The 16,305-nt window shown below is 35.2% G+C and carries 24 protein-coding genes; all 24 read left to right on the plus strand.

Going from position 1 to position 16,305, the window contains the following annotated elements; translation table 11 throughout:
• The first annotated feature begins 243 nt into the window (after positions 1-243).
• The 24 genes from ACSBPO_RS01935 (at position 244) to ACSBPO_RS02050 (ending at position 16,201) form a co-directional block, all read left to right on the plus strand.
• Positions 244-384, plus strand: coding sequence for a hypothetical protein (locus ACSBPO_RS01935; protein WP_442598245.1), 141 nt, complete (start codon positions 244-246; stop codon positions 382-384).
• A gap of 299 nt (positions 385-683) precedes the next feature.
• Positions 684-1,259 carry a sulfurtransferase TusA family protein gene (locus ACSBPO_RS01940; protein ID WP_442598247.1) on the plus strand — a complete coding sequence of 192 codons (576 nt, stop codon included), beginning with the start codon at positions 684-686 and terminating at the stop codon, positions 1,257-1,259.
• A gap of 13 nt (positions 1,260-1,272) precedes the next feature.
• On the plus strand, positions 1,273-1,662 hold the full coding sequence (locus ACSBPO_RS01945; protein ID WP_442598249.1) for a DsrE/DsrF/DrsH-like family protein: 390 nt from the start codon (positions 1,273-1,275) through the stop codon (positions 1,660-1,662).
• A 15-nt stretch (positions 1,663-1,677) separates the two neighbouring features.
• Entirely contained in the window at positions 1,678-2,814 is a 1,137-nt protein-coding gene (locus ACSBPO_RS01950) for an MBL fold metallo-hydrolase (protein ID WP_442598251.1), read from the plus strand.
• Positions 2,815-3,108: 294 nt separating this feature from the next.
• Positions 3,109-3,513, plus strand: a complete 405-nt coding sequence (locus tag ACSBPO_RS01955) for a DUF2892 domain-containing protein (RefSeq protein ID WP_442598254.1) — start codon at positions 3,109-3,111, stop codon at positions 3,511-3,513.
• Positions 3,514-3,532: 19 nt separating this feature from the next.
• Positions 3,533-3,916, plus strand: a complete 384-nt coding sequence (locus ACSBPO_RS01960) for a DUF302 domain-containing protein (protein ID WP_442598256.1) — start codon at positions 3,533-3,535, stop codon at positions 3,914-3,916.
• Positions 3,917-4,205: 289 nt separating this feature from the next.
• Positions 4,206-4,781 carry a sulfurtransferase TusA family protein gene (locus ACSBPO_RS01965; RefSeq protein ID WP_442598258.1) on the plus strand — a complete coding sequence of 192 codons (576 nt, stop codon included), beginning with the start codon at positions 4,206-4,208 and terminating at the stop codon, positions 4,779-4,781.
• A 47-nt stretch (positions 4,782-4,828) separates the two neighbouring features.
• Entirely contained in the window at positions 4,829-5,224 is a 396-nt protein-coding gene (locus tag ACSBPO_RS01970) for a DsrE/DsrF/DrsH-like family protein (RefSeq protein WP_442598260.1), read from the plus strand.
• A gap of 44 nt (positions 5,225-5,268) precedes the next feature.
• Entirely contained in the window at positions 5,269-6,396 is a 1,128-nt protein-coding gene (locus tag ACSBPO_RS01975; RefSeq protein WP_442598262.1) for an MBL fold metallo-hydrolase, read from the plus strand.
• A gap of 25 nt (positions 6,397-6,421) precedes the next feature.
• Positions 6,422-6,649 carry a sulfurtransferase TusA family protein gene (locus ACSBPO_RS01980; RefSeq protein WP_442598264.1) on the plus strand — a complete coding sequence of 76 codons (228 nt, stop codon included), beginning with the start codon at positions 6,422-6,424 and terminating at the stop codon, positions 6,647-6,649.
• 51 nt (positions 6,650-6,700) lie between these two features.
• Positions 6,701-7,477: a sulfite exporter TauE/SafE family protein gene (locus ACSBPO_RS01985; RefSeq protein ID WP_442600290.1), complete on the plus strand. Its 777-nt coding sequence runs from the start codon at positions 6,701-6,703 to the stop codon at positions 7,475-7,477.
• Between the two features lie 27 nt (positions 7,478-7,504).
• Positions 7,505-7,852: a DsrE/DsrF/DrsH-like family protein gene (locus ACSBPO_RS01990; protein WP_442598266.1), complete on the plus strand. Its 348-nt coding sequence runs from the start codon at positions 7,505-7,507 to the stop codon at positions 7,850-7,852.
• 15 nt (positions 7,853-7,867) lie between these two features.
• On the plus strand, positions 7,868-8,248 hold the full coding sequence (locus ACSBPO_RS01995) for a peroxiredoxin family protein (RefSeq protein ID WP_442598268.1): 381 nt from the start codon (positions 7,868-7,870) through the stop codon (positions 8,246-8,248).
• A 442-nt stretch (positions 8,249-8,690) separates the two neighbouring features.
• Positions 8,691-9,296 (plus strand): class I SAM-dependent methyltransferase, encoded by a 606-nt coding sequence (locus ACSBPO_RS02000; protein WP_442598270.1) that lies wholly within the window; start codon positions 8,691-8,693, stop codon positions 9,294-9,296.
• A gap of 185 nt (positions 9,297-9,481) precedes the next feature.
• Positions 9,482-9,883: a DsrE/DsrF/DrsH-like family protein gene (locus ACSBPO_RS02005; RefSeq protein ID WP_442598272.1), complete on the plus strand. Its 402-nt coding sequence runs from the start codon at positions 9,482-9,484 to the stop codon at positions 9,881-9,883.
• Positions 9,884-9,998: 115 nt separating this feature from the next.
• Positions 9,999-10,238 carry a sulfurtransferase TusA family protein gene (locus ACSBPO_RS02010; RefSeq protein WP_442598274.1) on the plus strand — a complete coding sequence of 80 codons (240 nt, stop codon included), beginning with the start codon at positions 9,999-10,001 and terminating at the stop codon, positions 10,236-10,238.
• A 38-nt stretch (positions 10,239-10,276) separates the two neighbouring features.
• Entirely contained in the window at positions 10,277-11,413 is a 1,137-nt protein-coding gene (locus ACSBPO_RS02015; protein ID WP_442598276.1) for an NAD(P)/FAD-dependent oxidoreductase, read from the plus strand.
• Between the two features lie 16 nt (positions 11,414-11,429).
• Positions 11,430-11,990 carry a DUF1641 domain-containing protein gene (locus ACSBPO_RS02020; protein WP_442598278.1) on the plus strand — a complete coding sequence of 187 codons (561 nt, stop codon included), beginning with the start codon at positions 11,430-11,432 and terminating at the stop codon, positions 11,988-11,990.
• Between the two features lie 98 nt (positions 11,991-12,088).
• Positions 12,089-12,445, plus strand: a complete 357-nt coding sequence (locus ACSBPO_RS02025) for a hypothetical protein (RefSeq protein WP_442598280.1) — start codon at positions 12,089-12,091, stop codon at positions 12,443-12,445.
• Positions 12,446-12,689: 244 nt separating this feature from the next.
• Positions 12,690-13,085, plus strand: a complete 396-nt coding sequence (locus ACSBPO_RS02030; RefSeq protein ID WP_442598282.1) for an OsmC family protein — start codon at positions 12,690-12,692, stop codon at positions 13,083-13,085.
• Between the two features lie 32 nt (positions 13,086-13,117).
• A complete protein-coding gene (locus ACSBPO_RS02035) occupies positions 13,118-13,618 on the plus strand; it encodes a hypothetical protein (protein ID WP_442598284.1) in 501 nt (166 codons plus the stop codon).
• 98 nt (positions 13,619-13,716) lie between these two features.
• The gene (locus ACSBPO_RS02040; protein ID WP_442598286.1) at positions 13,717-14,301 is read left to right on the plus strand and encodes a peroxiredoxin family protein; all 585 of its coding nucleotides are present in this window, start codon (positions 13,717-13,719) and stop codon (positions 14,299-14,301) included.
• A 213-nt stretch (positions 14,302-14,514) separates the two neighbouring features.
• Complete coding sequence (locus tag ACSBPO_RS02045) at positions 14,515-15,651, plus strand: MBL fold metallo-hydrolase (protein ID WP_442598288.1); 1,137 nt, start codon at positions 14,515-14,517, stop codon at positions 15,649-15,651.
• Positions 15,652-15,814: 163 nt separating this feature from the next.
• Positions 15,815-16,201, plus strand: coding sequence for a YidH family protein (locus tag ACSBPO_RS02050; protein WP_442598290.1), 387 nt, complete (start codon positions 15,815-15,817; stop codon positions 16,199-16,201).
• Positions 16,202-16,305: the final 104 nt, after the last annotated feature.

Raw genomic sequence — 16,305 nt, forward strand, 5'->3', positions numbered from 1 at the left:
TGGTTTTCGTAAAAATCCCAAAAGCCGGATTTTTACAGATTTCCTTAACTAGTGAGCAGCTCTTTTCTAGATTTTTAAAAGGATTTTAATCAAATTCTAATGTAAAATCACTCTTTATTAGTTATAAAAGCCACAAAGTTTTAGAAAAGAACCTAAACAAATGAAGGAATGAATGGCATAAACATCCACATTATTTTTCCTCCCCTGAGCGCATCATATAAGTTTTTAACAGGGGGAATGATGATGGACGAGCAATGCTTTTATTGTCATGCTCCATTAGAAGAAACCAATTTTTATGGAGCGTTTATCTATCAAAATGAACATTTAGAAAAGCCATTATGCCAAGAGTGTTATAAAGATTGGCTTGAAGGGATAAAAGAATAAAAACGAAGGCGTTCACTAAGGTGGATGCCTTTTTTGGTTAAGGAATTTATAAATTTTACACTGGTGGATAACTTTGACGAAGTTTTTCGTAATCCAGCTCCAGCGCCTAGCCCCTCGAGGTCAAATAACCTGTAGTGTAGAAGTTGAAGTGCAAACTTCTTACACTACAGAACATTTGCTTGTCGGGGCTGATCGAGGCACTTGCGCTTTTTGTTCTTGCTTCATTTTCCATAAATATTTAAACATTAAGTGAAACAACCTATTAGGGTATTAATGCTGTTTATGAGAGGTGCGAAAATATGGAAGTGACAGTGAATAAAGTACTGGATGCTAAAGGCTTAGCTTGTCCAATGCCGATTGTAAAAACAAAAAAAGAGATGACCAACCTGGAGCCAGGACAAGTGATAGAAATTCAAGCAACTGATAAAGGGTCTACCGCTGATATAAAAGCTTGGGCTCAGAGTACTGGTAATCAATACTTAGGAACAATTGAGGAAGGCAGTACATTAAAACACTATCTTCGCAAGGCAAGTGCAGAAGAGGAAAAACCAGAGAAACAACACCCTCATGTAACGAATTTAGATGATTTGTTAAAACATATAGAGGGAAATGAAAAAGTAACCGTTTTAGATGTGAGGGAACCAGCAGAATATGCCTTTGGTCATATTCCTGGTGCTATAAACATCCCGTTAGGTGAATTAGAAAAGCGCTTTGAGGAATTAAATCAAAGTGATGAAATACATGTAATTTGTCGTTCTGGAAATCGCAGTGATTTTGCAGCACAACAATTAACTCAAAAAGGGTTTAGCAATGTAAAAAATGTTGTTCCAGGAATGAAAGATTGGACAGGACCTACTAATCAAAGCCATTCATAAGGAGGAAATAAAAATGAGAGTAGCAATTATCGCAGCAAATGGTGGAATGTTCGATGCGTATAAGGTATTTAATATAGCAACTGCTGCAGCCGCAACAGATGCAGAGGTAGGTATTTTCTTTACGTTTGAAGGATTAAATTTAATCCATAAAGAAGGTCATAAAAATTTATCGATGCCTGCAGGTGCTGAGCATTTCCAAGAAGGATTTAAAAAAGCAAATGTTCCACCGGTAGAAGAACTAGTGGCAATGGCTACCGAGATGGGAGTAAAAATGATTGCTTGTCAGATGACCATGGATGTGATGAGTTTAGAAAAAGAACACTTTGTAGAAGGAATCGATGTGGGCGGAGCCGTAACGTTTTTGTCATTTGCAAAAGATGCAGATGTAACACTTACTTTCTAACAAGGAGGGGCATACATGACAGAGGAAACAGCTGTAAAAACCGTGACAGCTAAAGAGCTAACCCAAAAAATCTTAAACCATGAAGAAGTTTTTATTCTAGATGTTAGAAATACAGATGATTTTGATGATTGGAAGATTGAGGGTAAAAATGTACATGTCATTAATAAGCCTTACTTTGATTTATTAGATGGTCTTGACTCCATTGTTGATAAACTCCCAAAGGATCAAGCTATTTATGTTGTTTGTGCTAAAGGTGGTTCTTCTGAATATATTGCTGGAGAAGTAGCTGAGGCAGGATTTACAAACGTATACTCGATTGCGGATGGTATGAATGGTTGGAGCGAACATTTAGAGCCAATAAAAATTGGTACCTTAAAAAATGGCGGGGCTATTTATCAATTTGTTCGTATAGGAAAAGGATGTCTGTCCTATTTAATCGAGTCCAACGGAAAAGGTGCATTGATAGATACAAATCGGATGCTTGAACCATACGAAGCATTTATTCGAGAACATCAAATTCAATTAACCCATGTTTTGGATACTCATTTACATGCCGATCATATTTCAGGTGGAAGAAAAATAGCTGAAAAATTGGGTGCTACCTACTATCTTCCGCCAAAGGATGCAGGCGAGGTGACATTTGAGTATCAACAAATTAATGACGGGGATGAGTACCAGGTAGGCGATACAACCATTAAAGCTGTTTATTCGCCCGGCCATACAATAGGAAGTACCTCGTTCGTAGTGGATGATCAATATTTACTGACTGGCGATATTTTATTTATTGATTCAATCGGAAGACCTGACTTAGCCGGTAAAGCAGAGGACTGGGTAGGGGATTTAAGAAATACCTTATACAAGCGTTATAAAGAGCTTACAGATGAATTATTAGTATTACCTGCCCACTTTATGACCTCACAAGAAATGAATGAAGATGGAAGTGTATCTCGAAAACTAGGAAGACTTTATAAAGAAAACCATGGTCTTAATATTGAAAGTGAAGATGAATTTAGAAGAACAGTTACGGAAAACCTTCCGCCACAGCCTAATTCCTATCAAGAAATTCGTGAGACCAACATGGGAAAAATAACCCCTGAAAAAGAAAAACAAAGAGAAATGGAAATTGGACCAAACCGTTGTGCGGTAAGATAAAAAAGAAGAAGGTAATAGGTACAAGTGTACCTACTACCTTCTTTTTTCTTTACTCTACTTTCACTCTTACAACCGAAATAGCATTATTGGAGTTTTAAATTTATTTAAAAAGTGAATAGGTGATTCTTGGTTTTCTGGAACTAGACTCCTTGTCAGTAAAAATGGAGTAGTTTTGTTATTTTTCATGGATTCACCTCTTTTCATTTTTAATAATATTTCGGATTTACTATAAAAGAACAAATAACCTATCTTACTTAGGCGAATAATAGTAAAAGAAAAAGGAGGTTGATTTATATGCTTTTAAGTAAACTATTTTCTCCTACAACTATGAAGGTGAATTTACATACAGAACCAGAAATAAACGAAAAGATCCGCAGAAGAATCCAATCAAATATCGAAGCCTATAAAGGTAGAAGTGATGCTGAAATCTTGTCTAGAATGAGGGAATTGGATTATGAATGGGACACAGAAAGAACACTAGAAACAAATTTTGCGGTAATTGTTGTGATAACAGCTCTACTCGGTTTGTTTGGTAAAAAAGCATGGTTTTTAATCTCTGCCATTGCGGGTTTCTTTATGCTAAGGCACGCTTTCCAAGGATGGTGCCCACCTTTACCCATCATTCGGAAATGTGGAATAAGAACGGCAGCAGAAATCATGGAGGAAAAAGAAGGTTTGAAGAGGTTGTTAACCCATTAAAATATAAAGGGGAATTTTTATGTTTGACTATACGGTTGTTACGAATAAAAGTGTGGATGAAGCAATTACAACTTTAGAGGAAAAGTTAAAGGAAGAAAAATTCGGGATCCTGTGGATGTTCGATATTAAAGAAAAACTTCAAGATAAAGGATTAGAGTTTAATAAGGAATTCAAGGTTTTAGAGGTTTGCAATCCTTTTGAGGCACAAAGAGTATTAAGTGAAAATGAATTAGCAGGATACTTTTTGCCATGTAAAATCGTTGTATTCAGTGACACAAATCAAACAAAAATCGGTATGCCGAAACCAACAGCATTAATTAGCATGTTAAATGATGAAAAGCTGAAAGAACTCGCAAAAGACATAGAAGAACGATTAATTCAATGTATTGATAAAAGTAAATAACCTATTAAATGGGAATGTTTCAATTGAAACTTCCTTTTTTACAGTTGACTTTATACCTAGAGGGGTATATACTAAGTTTTGTAGCTGATAAACATCATATTTTTTAAATAAGTATTGTCGCTTGTTTCCTTTTATATTTTTAAAGTTGTTATTTAGAAGTATAAAATTAATGGGTTGACACTTTTTTTATTATCAGTTAACATCATACCCATAGGGGTAATGTTAATAACTTCGAAATTATATTTTTTTAAATAAAAATATACCCATATAGGTAATTAGGAGGATGAAGATGGAATCTATAAAAACAGATTTAGTGTTAGATGCAAAAGGTTTAGCTTGTCCTATGCCAATTGTTAAAACAAAAAAAGCAATTACTGGTTTAGAGCCAGGTCAAGTATTAGAAGTTCAAGCAACGGATAAAGGTTCAAAAGCGGATATTAAAGCTTGGGCTGAAAGCACAGGTCATCAATATTTAGGAACAATTGAAGAAGATACTGTTTTAAAACATTATTTAAGAAAATCTTCTGGTGAAGAAAAAACAGAAAGAAAACATCCAAATGTGACATCAAATGATGAGTTGCAGAAGAAGCTTGAAACAAATGAAAACATTGTAGTTCTTGACGTTAGAGAATCAGCAGAGTATGCCTTTAATCATATTCCAAATGCGATCTCGATTCCAATGGGTGAGATTGAAAATCGTCTAAATGAATTAAATAAAGATACAGAAATCTATGTCGTTTGCCGTACAGGAAACCGCAGTGATTTTGCTGCACAAAAGTTAGCTGAAAACGGATTTGCAAAAGTATTTAATGTTGTACCTGGTATGAGTGATTGGTCAGGAAAAACGGAAACAATTAACGGTTAAAAAAACAATCTAAAAAATAGCGTATTTAAAACGAGGAGGAAATGAACATGAGTAAAAAAGTAGCAATTATCGCAAGTAATGGTGGATTATTTGATGCATATAAAGTTTATAATATTGCAACTGCAGCAGCTGCAACTGATCAAGAAGTAGCCATTTTCTTTACATTTGAAGGTTTAAACTTAATCCATAAACAAGCATATCAACAACTTCCAATGCCAGAAGGTAAAGAACATTTTGCTGAAGGATTTGCAAATGCAAATGTACCTGCTATTCCGGAATTAGTAGAAATGGCAAAAGATTTAGGTGTGAAATTTATTGGATGCCAAATGACAATGGACGTAATGGGTCTAGAGAAGGAAGCATTTATTGATGGTATTGAAGTGGGCGGAGCTGTAACGTTCTTAGAATTCGCTAAAGATGCTGATGTAACATTAACATTCTAAATTAAATTTTTTTTCAATTAAAATATACTAATGGGGGTAAGAGGATGACTGTTAAAGCTATGACATCTAAAGAAGTGACACAAAAAGTCTTTAATAAAGAACCATTATTTATTTTTGATGTACGTAACGAATCGGACTTTAATGATTGGAAAATTGAAGGCGAAAACTTTCAATATTTAAATATCCCTTATTTTGAGTTACTTGACGGTGTGGAAGAGATCATGGATCAACTTCCAACAGATAAAGAAATTTTAGTTGTATGTGCAAAAGAAGGATCATCTATTATGGTAGCAGAAATGCTTTCTGATGCTGGATTAAATGTATCGTATCTTGCTGGAGGAATGAAGGCTTGGAGCGAACATCTAGAGCCAGTTAAAGTTGGAGATTTAACCGATGGTGGAGAACTCTATCAGTTTGTACGTATCGGTAAAGGCTGCTTATCATACATGGTCGTTTCGAATGGAGAAGCTGCTATTATTGACTCCACTCGTATGACAGATGTCTATACTGACTTTGCTGACAGTATCGGTGCTAAAATTACACATGTATTTGATACACACTTACATGCTGACCACATTTCTGGCGGACGTGTTATTGCTGAAAAAACAAATGCGACTTACTGGTTACCTCCTAAGGACGCAACGGAAGTAACATTTGAGTACCAACCGTTAGAAGGCGGAAATGATGTAGTAATTGGTCACACTAAAATCAATATACACGCTTTATATTCTCCAGGTCATACAATTGGATCTACATCCTTTGTTGTGGATGAAAAGTATTTACTTTCTGGAGACATCCTCTTCATCGATTCAATCGGAAGACCAGATTTAGCTGGTTTAGCTCAAGATTGGGTTAGCGATTTAAGAGAGAGTCTTTATAAGCGTTACAGAGAATTATCAGAGGACTTAGTAGTTCTTCCTGCTCACTTTATGATCATTGATGAATTAAATGAAGACGGCAGTGTATCAGAAAGATTGGGAACATTATTCGTGAAGAATCACGGTTTAAACATTGCAGATGAAAATGAGTTTAGAAAAATGGTAACCGAAAATTTACCACCTCAACCCAACGCCTATCAAGAAATTCGTGAAACCAATATGGGTAAAATGAATCCTGACACAGAAAAACAACGTGAAATGGAAATTGGACCAAACCGTTGTGCGGTTCGATAAGTTTAATTAATAGGAGGAAGAAAAAATGGAAGCAAATAAAGTATTAGACGCAAAAGGACTTGCTTGTCCAATGCCAATCGTAAAAACAAAAAAAGCAATGAATGAGCTTGAAAGTGGTCAAGTATTAGAAATCCATGCAACAGATAAAGGAGCAAAAAATGATTTAGCTGCTTGGGCAAAATCAGGTGGTCATGAATTAGTAAAGCATGAAGAAGAAGATAATGTATTAAAGTTTTGGATTAAGAAGGGTTAAAAATAAAAAGGGAGCCGGAGAAGGGTTCCCTTTTTTTAAGGAGGCATCATGATGGATATAGCGTTTATTATTACCGTTTTCTTCATTGGTGTTGTAGGTTCTTTTATATCAGGAATGTTAGGAATTGGCGGAGCCATTATCAATTTCCCAATGTTATTATATATACCAGTTTTACTTGGTGTAGGACATTTTACAGCACACGAAGTGTCAGGAATTACAGCTGTACAGGTTTTCTTTGCGACAATTGGTGGTGTTTGGGCCTATCGTAAAGGTGGCTATTTAAATAAAAAGCTAATCGCCTATATGGGAATTAGTATTTTATTAGGAAGTTTTATTGGGGGATTTGGCTCTACACATATGCCTGAAAGTGGTATCAATATTGTGTATGGAGTCTTGGCATTAATAGCTGTTGTGATGATGTTTGTGCCTAGAAAGGGAATTGATGATATTCCTTTAGAACAGGTGAAATTTAACAAATGGCTTGGAGCAGTATTAGCCTTTATCGTAGGAATTGGGGCTGGTATTGTAGGTGCTGGAGGAGCATTCCTTTTGGTGCCAATTATGCTTACTGTGTTAAAAATTCCTACAAGAATGACGATTGCTTCATCACTTGCCATTACACTTATATCCTCAATCGGAGCGATAACAGGAAAAGTCTCAACAGGACAGGTAGAAATACTGCCTTCATTAATTATGGTTGTTGCTAGTTTAATCGCATCACCGATTGGAGCAAATGTTGGTAAAAAAATGAATACAAAAGTTCTTCAAGTCATAATGGGAACATTAATTTTTATTACTGCAGTAAAGACATGGATGGATATTTTATAAGAAAAGTAAAGAAAGTAGGGACGTAAAATGGCGAACAAGAAGTTTGTTTATTTTGTTTCGTTAAGTTCAAATGTACCCTATGTGTTAAAAGATGCTCTTCAAAAAGTAAAAGAGAATATGGAAGTTTCTATTTTCTTTGATTTAGATGGAGCAAGAGTCTTGGACCAACGTTATCTTAAAAAAATGGATAGAACCCATAGCATTGACCTTGGTTTATTAATCAACTCTGCATTAAATGCAGGTATAAAATTATATGGATGTCAAATGAATGTCTTAATTGCCGATGGATTAGAATTGATTGACGGAGCGGAATTAGCTGGTGTTGTTACATTTTTAGAATTAGCCTATGAAGCAGATGCTGTATTAAGCTTCTGAAAGGGGGCATCCTAAATGAAACCAAGAAAAGTGGTTGTTCTTGCCCTTCATGATGAATTAGAATCTGTTTATCCACCATTGAATATTGCGGTAGGGGCAGCTTCATCTGGGGCAGAGGTTTTTTTAGCTTTTTCCCGTAAAGGTGTAAATATTTTAGATAAAAACTATATTCCGATTCCTTCAGATGGACTCGAATACCTTTCCAATGCATTAAATGATTTTAACGCACCATCTATTCATGAACTTCTTGATTTGGCTGTCGAGATGGGGGTTCAATTATTTGCTGTCGATTTAGATATGAAAAATGAGCCTAATTTCCTTTATCCAGCGGAACAGGTGCCCATAAAATGGGTATTAAATGAAGCTGTCTCAGCCGATTTATTTGTTCATTTTTAAAGGATATCTAAGATTGGGAGGAATGATGATGGTAAAAGTAACACATGCTGCCATTTCATCCGTTAAAAGAGAAGTTCAAGAGCTTATTGACGAAGGAAAACAGCCTTTTATCCGCTTAACTATGGGAATTGGCTGAGGTGGTCCGCAGCTTCGTCTGGCTCTGGAAGAGTCAGCTTTAGAAAGTGATGAAGTGACAGAAATAGATGGAGTACAGTTTTTAGTAAATGAGAGAGATAAAGTTTATTTTGATCATGTTAAGATTGATTTTACTAAAACTTTATTCGGTGGTGGACAATTTACTGTCATTCGATTATAGATAGCAAAATAAGGTTATTTTTAAGAGGCTAGCAATAGCCTCTATTTTTTTGTGATAGGTGAGGAAGGGTTAAATTTAATATTTAGGGAAATATAAGAATGAAGAAAAAATAAGGGGAGAAAAGGAATGAATCAATGGGATGCTCGTTTTCAAACAGAAAATTTTGTTTATGGAAAAGAGCCAAATGTCTTTTTAAAGGATATCTATACTAAGCTATCTTTAAATAAGGGTAATGCCCTAGCTATCGCTGAAGGTGAAGGAAGAAATGCTGTTTTCTTAGCTCAACAAGGGATGAATGTAACAACTTGGGATTATGCTGAAAGCGGCTTAGCGAAAACGAGAAAACTAGCCCAAGAAAAGGGTGTGGAAGTAAAGACGGAACTTGTGGATCTAAATCAAGCCCCATGGGATGAAAATAAATGGGATCAAATCGTTTGTATTTTTGGCCATTTTCCAAAGGAACTACGGGAAAAAACATTAGATAATGTAAAAAAAGCAGTTAAACCTGGAGGTCATTACATAACAGAGGTTTATTCTATTTTCCAGTTGCCATACGAAAGTGGAGGTCCTCGTGATCAAGCCTTTTTATATTCCCCTGAAGATTTTTTAAAAGTGTTCTCTGATTGGAAAATGATTCACTTTTTTATGGGAGAAGTGGTTCGGCATGAAGGGGAAGGACATAATGGACTTTCCCATGTCATCCAGCTAGTCGCTCAAAAACCAGTAGAATAATACAAAAGTAATGTGAGGAGTCGGTGATTCAAACCGGCTCTTTTTTATGTTTAATACTGTTTAAAGCTTGTCTTGTCACCATTTGGCTACGGAACGTTCACATTACAGTAACAGACATAGTTATGGGGGTATAGGTATAATGAAACCGTAAGATAAATTATTCTCTATCTAGGAGGAAATTAATTATGGAACAGCAAGCACCATCATTAGCTATTATTCTGTTATCAGAGGATCTTGAAAAACTTCATGCAGGCTCCCTTGTAGGCTCTGTAGCATCCATGTCCGGTATGACTGTAAATGTATTTGTAACGATGAATGCACTTAAACCATTCAAAAAAGATAATTTTGAAAGTGCTGACTTTGTGACAGGCACAATTGGTAAGGAATTGTTAGCCAAGAAGATTCCTTTATTTGATGACTTGTTAAAAGAAGGCAAGGATACTGGGGAATTAAACATTTATGGATGTGCATTAGCTATGGATATCATGGGTTGGGAAAAAGAAGATATGATTGATGTTTTTGATGATGTGATTGGTGTAACGAAGTTCCTAGGTATGACACAAGGTGCAACCGTTATTACGATGTAAAGAAGAAAAGGGAGAGGAAGGATACGGCGTGCAGGCCATTGTATCTATTTCCTCTTCCTAGCTAAAATCCTTAGTTCCACTATAACATATTTTTCACAAACTGGAGGTAGGAAAAATGAGTGAAGTTATTTTAACTAAATCAATCGATGCTAGAGGCGTCTTTTGTCCTGGGCCGTTAATGGAGCTTGTAAAAGGAATAAAAAAAGGTACTGTTGGGGATGTGATTGAAGTCATTTCCACTGATAAAGGGTCTGCTGTGGATATTCCTGAATGGGTTAATAAAATGGGTCACGAGATTGTTTACACTAAGAACGAAAATGACGAATTTAGAATTGCAGTAAGAAAAGTCAAATAATTTTAAGCAGAACATATCTGCTAAAGAGGTGTAAACATATGAAAAAAATCGTAGTCCTTGGTGGCGGCAGTGCTGGAACGATGGTCGCAAACAAGCTTGCTCGCCAACTAGGTGAACAAATAAAGAAACGTGAAGTGGAAATTACATTAATCTCAAATACAGATAAACATATTTACCAACCAGGTTATCTATTTATTGCTTTTAACGAAAAGCCTTCTGAACATTTTATTAGAAAACAGGATTCCCTTGTTCATAGGCATGTTAACCTTGTTTATGATGATATTGAAAAAATTAGTCCTGAGAAGAAAATGGTAGCCTCTAACAAGGTACAGTATCCGTATGATTATTTAGTTATTGCGACAGGTTCACATCCTGATTTTGATAGTGTTCCAGGACTAAAAGAAGGAACTCATAATTTCTATACCCTTGAAGGGGCAGAACGACTACGTGAAGATCTGGCGAAAATAGATAAAGGTAAAATTATGATTACCATTGATGTTCCACACAAATGTCCGGCTGCACCTTTAGAACTTGCATTGATGTTGGATGATTATTTTAGAAAGCAAGGGAAACGGAAGGATATTGAAATTAAATATGCTTATCCAATTGGCAGAATCCATTCCCTAGTACCTGTTGCGGAATGGGCATTGCCAGAGTTTGAGAAGAGAGATATAAAATACGAGACTTTCTTTAATTTAGAAGAAGTAGATCCTAATAGGAAAGTAGCTATCACGATGGACGGGCAGGAGCATGAATATGATATGCTGATCACCATTCCTGCTCACACAGGAGCAAAAGCGGTAATTGATTCTGGTATAGGTGATGAATCGGGATTTATTCCAACAAACCGTACATCTCTAAAAATGATTGGTCAAGATGATATCTACGTCATAGGAGATGCAACGAATCTTCCGATCAGCAAAGCGGGTTCCACAGCACACTATCAATCTGAATCACTAGTTGCGAACATCATTAGTCGTATAAGTGGACGTCCCGAAACGGCTGTTTATATTGGGAAAGTAGCATGCTTCCTTGAAAATAGTCTAGATGATGCAAGCATGATTACGTTTGATTATCAAAACCCACCACAGCCTGCCACAACATCAGAATTGCTTCATTGGTTTAAAGCGGTCTACAATGAGCTTTACTGGTTAAATGCTAAAGGGATTTTATAGAAGGGGGTGGGTTTAAATGACTTTAGAAACACCTCATATTGATGCTGTTAAGCAAGACAAAATAAAAGACTTTGCCGATGCTGCCTTAAAAGGAATTACAGGTGAAATGGTGTCCAACATGGCAGAAAAAGGGGTTAAAATGGTTGAGATGGCCGATGATATTCTCCAACCAGAAACTCTTTCATTATTAAAAGCCTTACCAGAGGTAGCGGAAAGTCTTGAACGCACTCTACTAGAAGTTAAGCGATTAGAAGAATCTGGGGTATTAAAATCCTTACTGCAATTGGCTGATTTAGTTTCAAGTATGAAGCAAGGTATGACGGGTCCAATGGTAACAGATATGGTTGAAAAAGCCGTTAAGGGTGTTGAAATCGCAGATACCATGGTGCAGCTTGGAGCATTGGACTTAGTTGAAGGAATGCTAACAGCTTTCCATAAAGCACAACAGGAAACCCAAGGGAAAGAACCGCTAACTTCCATGCAATTAATGAAGGCTGTTACCCAAAAGGATACACGTGAAGCATTGACACTCATGATGTCATTTTTAAAAACATTGCCAAAAGAGTTAGCAAAGTAAGGAGAGGGAAAGCCTCTCCTTTTGGATTTATAAAATCTCTTTTAAACTAGTTCCCATTATTACGCCTCCCCGTATTCTAATTAAGGGAGGTGATTGCTTTGGCAATGAGCAATGCGATTGTTTATGTGGGTCAATCTGGTGCTGATACCTATACTCAATCATTAAATGGAGTTCTTTATACAGAGAATCAAATCGGATTTATGGCAGACCGTATTTTATGGACGGAAGGGCAAATTGGGGAAATGGCCAACCGAATTGTGTATGTAACAGAGCTTTCTCAATTCAATACGATTAAGGCAATGTACATGGTAATGACGATTTCATTTATGGGAATGGATTCGATGATGAACAATATGTTTAAATATGCAATTACAGTAAACCCAGTGAATTATATACCTTGGTTAAGGACAGTACCTTATCCATTGAGATACTATATTCCATATCCACCCGTATGATTTTTTATAATAATAATAAAGAGGAATAAAGCGGTCACTTACTAACAGTGACCGCTTTTATTAATTGTTTATTTTTCGATACATTCTCCTATCATTTCTCTGGGTTGACATCCATTTTTATTTTTAATACTATTATACCCGTATGGGTAATTACATATCTTTTCTTTATATTTATTAAGTTTTCTTAATCAAAGCTTAATAATTTCATGTCAGTATAAAGTATGATGACATAGGGAGGTATGTAATGATGTTTGAATATGAATTAAAAGAAGGAGCATTTAGCTTAAATACTAACTTTGAGGAATTGTTCATTTCTCCTGATTCCTCATTGGGATTTAAACCAGTAGAACTGTTTATCTCATCATTAGTTGGATGTAGTGGTGGGGTTTTTAGAAAAATACTGGATAAAAAACGTTTGGATGTAAGTAACATAAGAATAAAAGCAAATGTTGAAAGAAATAAATTAGAAGCAAATAAAATTACTAAAATTGATTTCTTGTTTATTGTAGAAGGAAAAAACTTATCTATTGATCAAGTGGAAAAAGCCCTACAAGTAACGATTAAAAATTGTGGCATGATTCAATCTGTTATTGGATCAATTGAAATTAATGAATCCGCAGAAGTAATCAATCTTACGTAATAATCGAAGTTCTGGTAGAAATGGGGGTTGTGATGAACGTCTTACAAATAGGTTCTTTCGCAATATTAGTCAAATGGGTCCTTCTTGGGCTAGCCTTTGTGATTGGAATCGTCTTTATGAAAATTTGGCTAAATCGATCTCTAAAAAAAGATTTAAGTAAAAAAATCTTTGATTTATTATCAAATGGTATTTTTATCTTTTTTTTAGTGTGGAAAGGGAGTTTAATTCTACTAGAACCAAAATTAATAATAAAGAGTCCTTTTTCTTTATTGTATTTTACAGGAGGAGAAAAAGGACTTGTGGTCGCCATCCTCATTACGATCCTGTATTTCATTTATCACGCAAGAAAACTGATTTCAAGAACTATGATGATAAGAATATTAATCATTTTTGGTTTAATCGTGACTGGAAGTTACCATTTTTTATATCTATTCTTCCAAGAAGAAAACGAGTTACTCCATCTAATAGTGGGATCTTTAGCCTCCATTCTTTTTTATTTAATGCTTAGATGGAAAGTTAGAAGAGGTTTTTAACCAAAATAACAAAATAAGATGGATGTTTCCATAATAAGTGGGAATTTTACTAAATGATGGATAACGTAGTGTGTCTCTCTTATTTAAAGGAGTGAAAAATGATATTGAAGAAAAATTTGCTCGTTATTATAGGATTAGTAGTTCTTGTTGGATGGGGAATCTATGATTTTACTACATCTAAAACAGGGTCATCAAAAGTGGAACAAACAGAAAAAGACTCAGTTGCAACGACAGGAAATATAAATGCTGATATAGGAATACAAGAAGGAAATAAGGCTCCAGATTTTCAGCTGCAAACATTAGATGGTAAAGAAATGAAATTATCTGATATGGCCGGTAAAAAAGTGATCTTAAATTTTTGGGCTACATGGTGTCCGCCTTGTAAAGCAGAGATGCCGCATATGCAGGAGTTCTATAGTGAACAAAAAGATAATGGAATCGAAATCGTAGCAGTTAATTTAACAACGGCTGAAAAAAATCAAGATGATATTGGAAAGTTTATTAAAGACTATGGGTTAACTTTTCCGGTACTGTTAGATAGTCCTGGTGAAGTTGGACAAACCTATCAAGCTTTTACCATTCCGACTAGTTATATTATTGATTCCAATGGGATTATTCGTAAAAAAATAGTGGGACCAATGGATAAGGATATGATGAAGGGATTAACAGATAGTATTGAATAGAAAATAGGAAAGCTTATAAAAAGACAAAGACGATAAAATAAAATCGTCTTGTCTTTTTTATTTAAAAATATATAACATTAACATGTTGACAATATACCTAACGGGGTATATTATAGTAAATGTGTTAAGGGAGTTAAGCTTATTAAGATAATTTTAAAATTAAAATACAATATATTTTTTTAAATAAAATTATACCATAGGGGGTAATTGAGAATGGCAGTTGAATTAATGAAAGCAGAACAATTATCTGAGAAAGTCTTAAACAAAGAAAACTTATTTATTCTAGATGTCCGTAATGAAAGCGACTTTAAGGATTGGAAGGTAGAAGGAGAAAATTTTAGCTACTTAAATGTCCCATACTTTGAACTAATTGATGGGATTGAGCCGATTGCAGATAAGATTCCAAAGGATCAGGATGTAGTTGTTATTTGTGCAAAAGGTGGATCTTCAGTATTTGTCGCAGAAATGCTAGAAGAAGCTGGGTTTGAAAATCTTTATTCATTGGATAATGGAATGCAAGCATGGAGCGAGCATTTAGAAAAAGTAAAGGTTTATGAAGATAAAGATGTTAAGGTGTTCCAATTCATTCGAGTTGGTAAAGGATGTTTATCATACATGGTAGTGTCAGACAACGAAGCATTGATTGTCGACCCTGCACGTTTTGTAGATGATTATGTAAAAGCGGCTGAAGAGGAAGGTGCGAAAATCACTCATATCGTAGATTCTCATTTACACGCTGATCACATCTCAGGTGGCCATACGCTTGCTGAAAAAACAGGTGCAAAGTATTACCTAATGAAGAGTGAAGGTGCTGTCTTCAACTTTGAGGCTTTAGAGAACTATGAAAAGATTGAATTTAAGCAAGTGCAACTTGAAGTATTAGCTGTTAAAACACCTGGACATACTCCTGGAAGTGTTTCATTTTTCGTAAATAATAAGCTTCTTTTCTCAGGTGATACGATTTTTATTAGTGGTTTAGGTCGACCTGACCTTGGTAATAAAGTTCGTGAATGGGCAAATGATTTATATGATACTGTTCATAATAAAGTTTCCGAAATTGCTGATGACGTCATTGTACTACCTGGTCACTATGCTGACCTAGATTCTGAAATCAACTCTAACGGATTTATTGGAGACTCTTTAGGAAATATTAGAACTCGCAATGAAAAAATGTTTACGACTCCTAAAGAAGAATTCCTAAATCAAGTTGAAAAATCTGCAAGCTCTGTTAAGCCGCCAAACTTTGAAGAAATTGTTGCGATCAATCGTGGTGTAGATCAAGTTGACAATGATAAGATGATGGAATTAGAAATCGGACCAAACCGTTGTGCGGTTCACCACGCAGAATAAAAACTCAATTAAAAAGGGAACCCATTCAGGGTTCCCTTTTTAACTATATGGAAATTGGATTATAATAGGTTGAGAAGAAGATTAAAATTAAAATGGTTTTTAAGGGCGAATAGTAAAAGAGGAATTCGTCAGCAAGCTTCTTACTTACCGGGGAGCGTGGAAAATGAATAATAAAAAAGTAAAAGTTGAAGAAGTTAAACCTACGATTGACTCAAAGTATATTCAACAGCACTTAGCCAATGAGCGTACATATTTAGCTTGGATTCGGACTGCCATTGCTATAATTGGGGTTGGATTTTTAGTAACCAATTTGCATTTTAATATGAAGGCTACGCTTTCTCCAATTGGAGATTTTCTAGCTAATATGATTGGTATTGCTTCAGTTGCTCTAGGAATTATTACGATCATCATGGCAACCGTTGTTTATTTAATCAAAATTACTACGATTAATACCCAAACCTTTACGGCCTCCAAAAAATATATCATTACTCTAAGTATTTTTATCATTGTGATTGCTATATTATTTGGAAGTTATTTTTTAGTGGTTTAGTGTGAAAAGCACTTCTCATCAAAATGGGAAGTGCTTTTTTATAAAGTTCTTTTTAAAAGAAACATGCATAAAATTTACGAAGGATAATAGTAAGAAGGTGTTCG

It is taken from the genome of Neobacillus sp. D3-1R (assembly GCF_052180215.1).
Classification (GTDB): domain Bacteria; phylum Bacillota; class Bacilli; order Bacillales; family Cytobacillaceae; genus Pseudoneobacillus.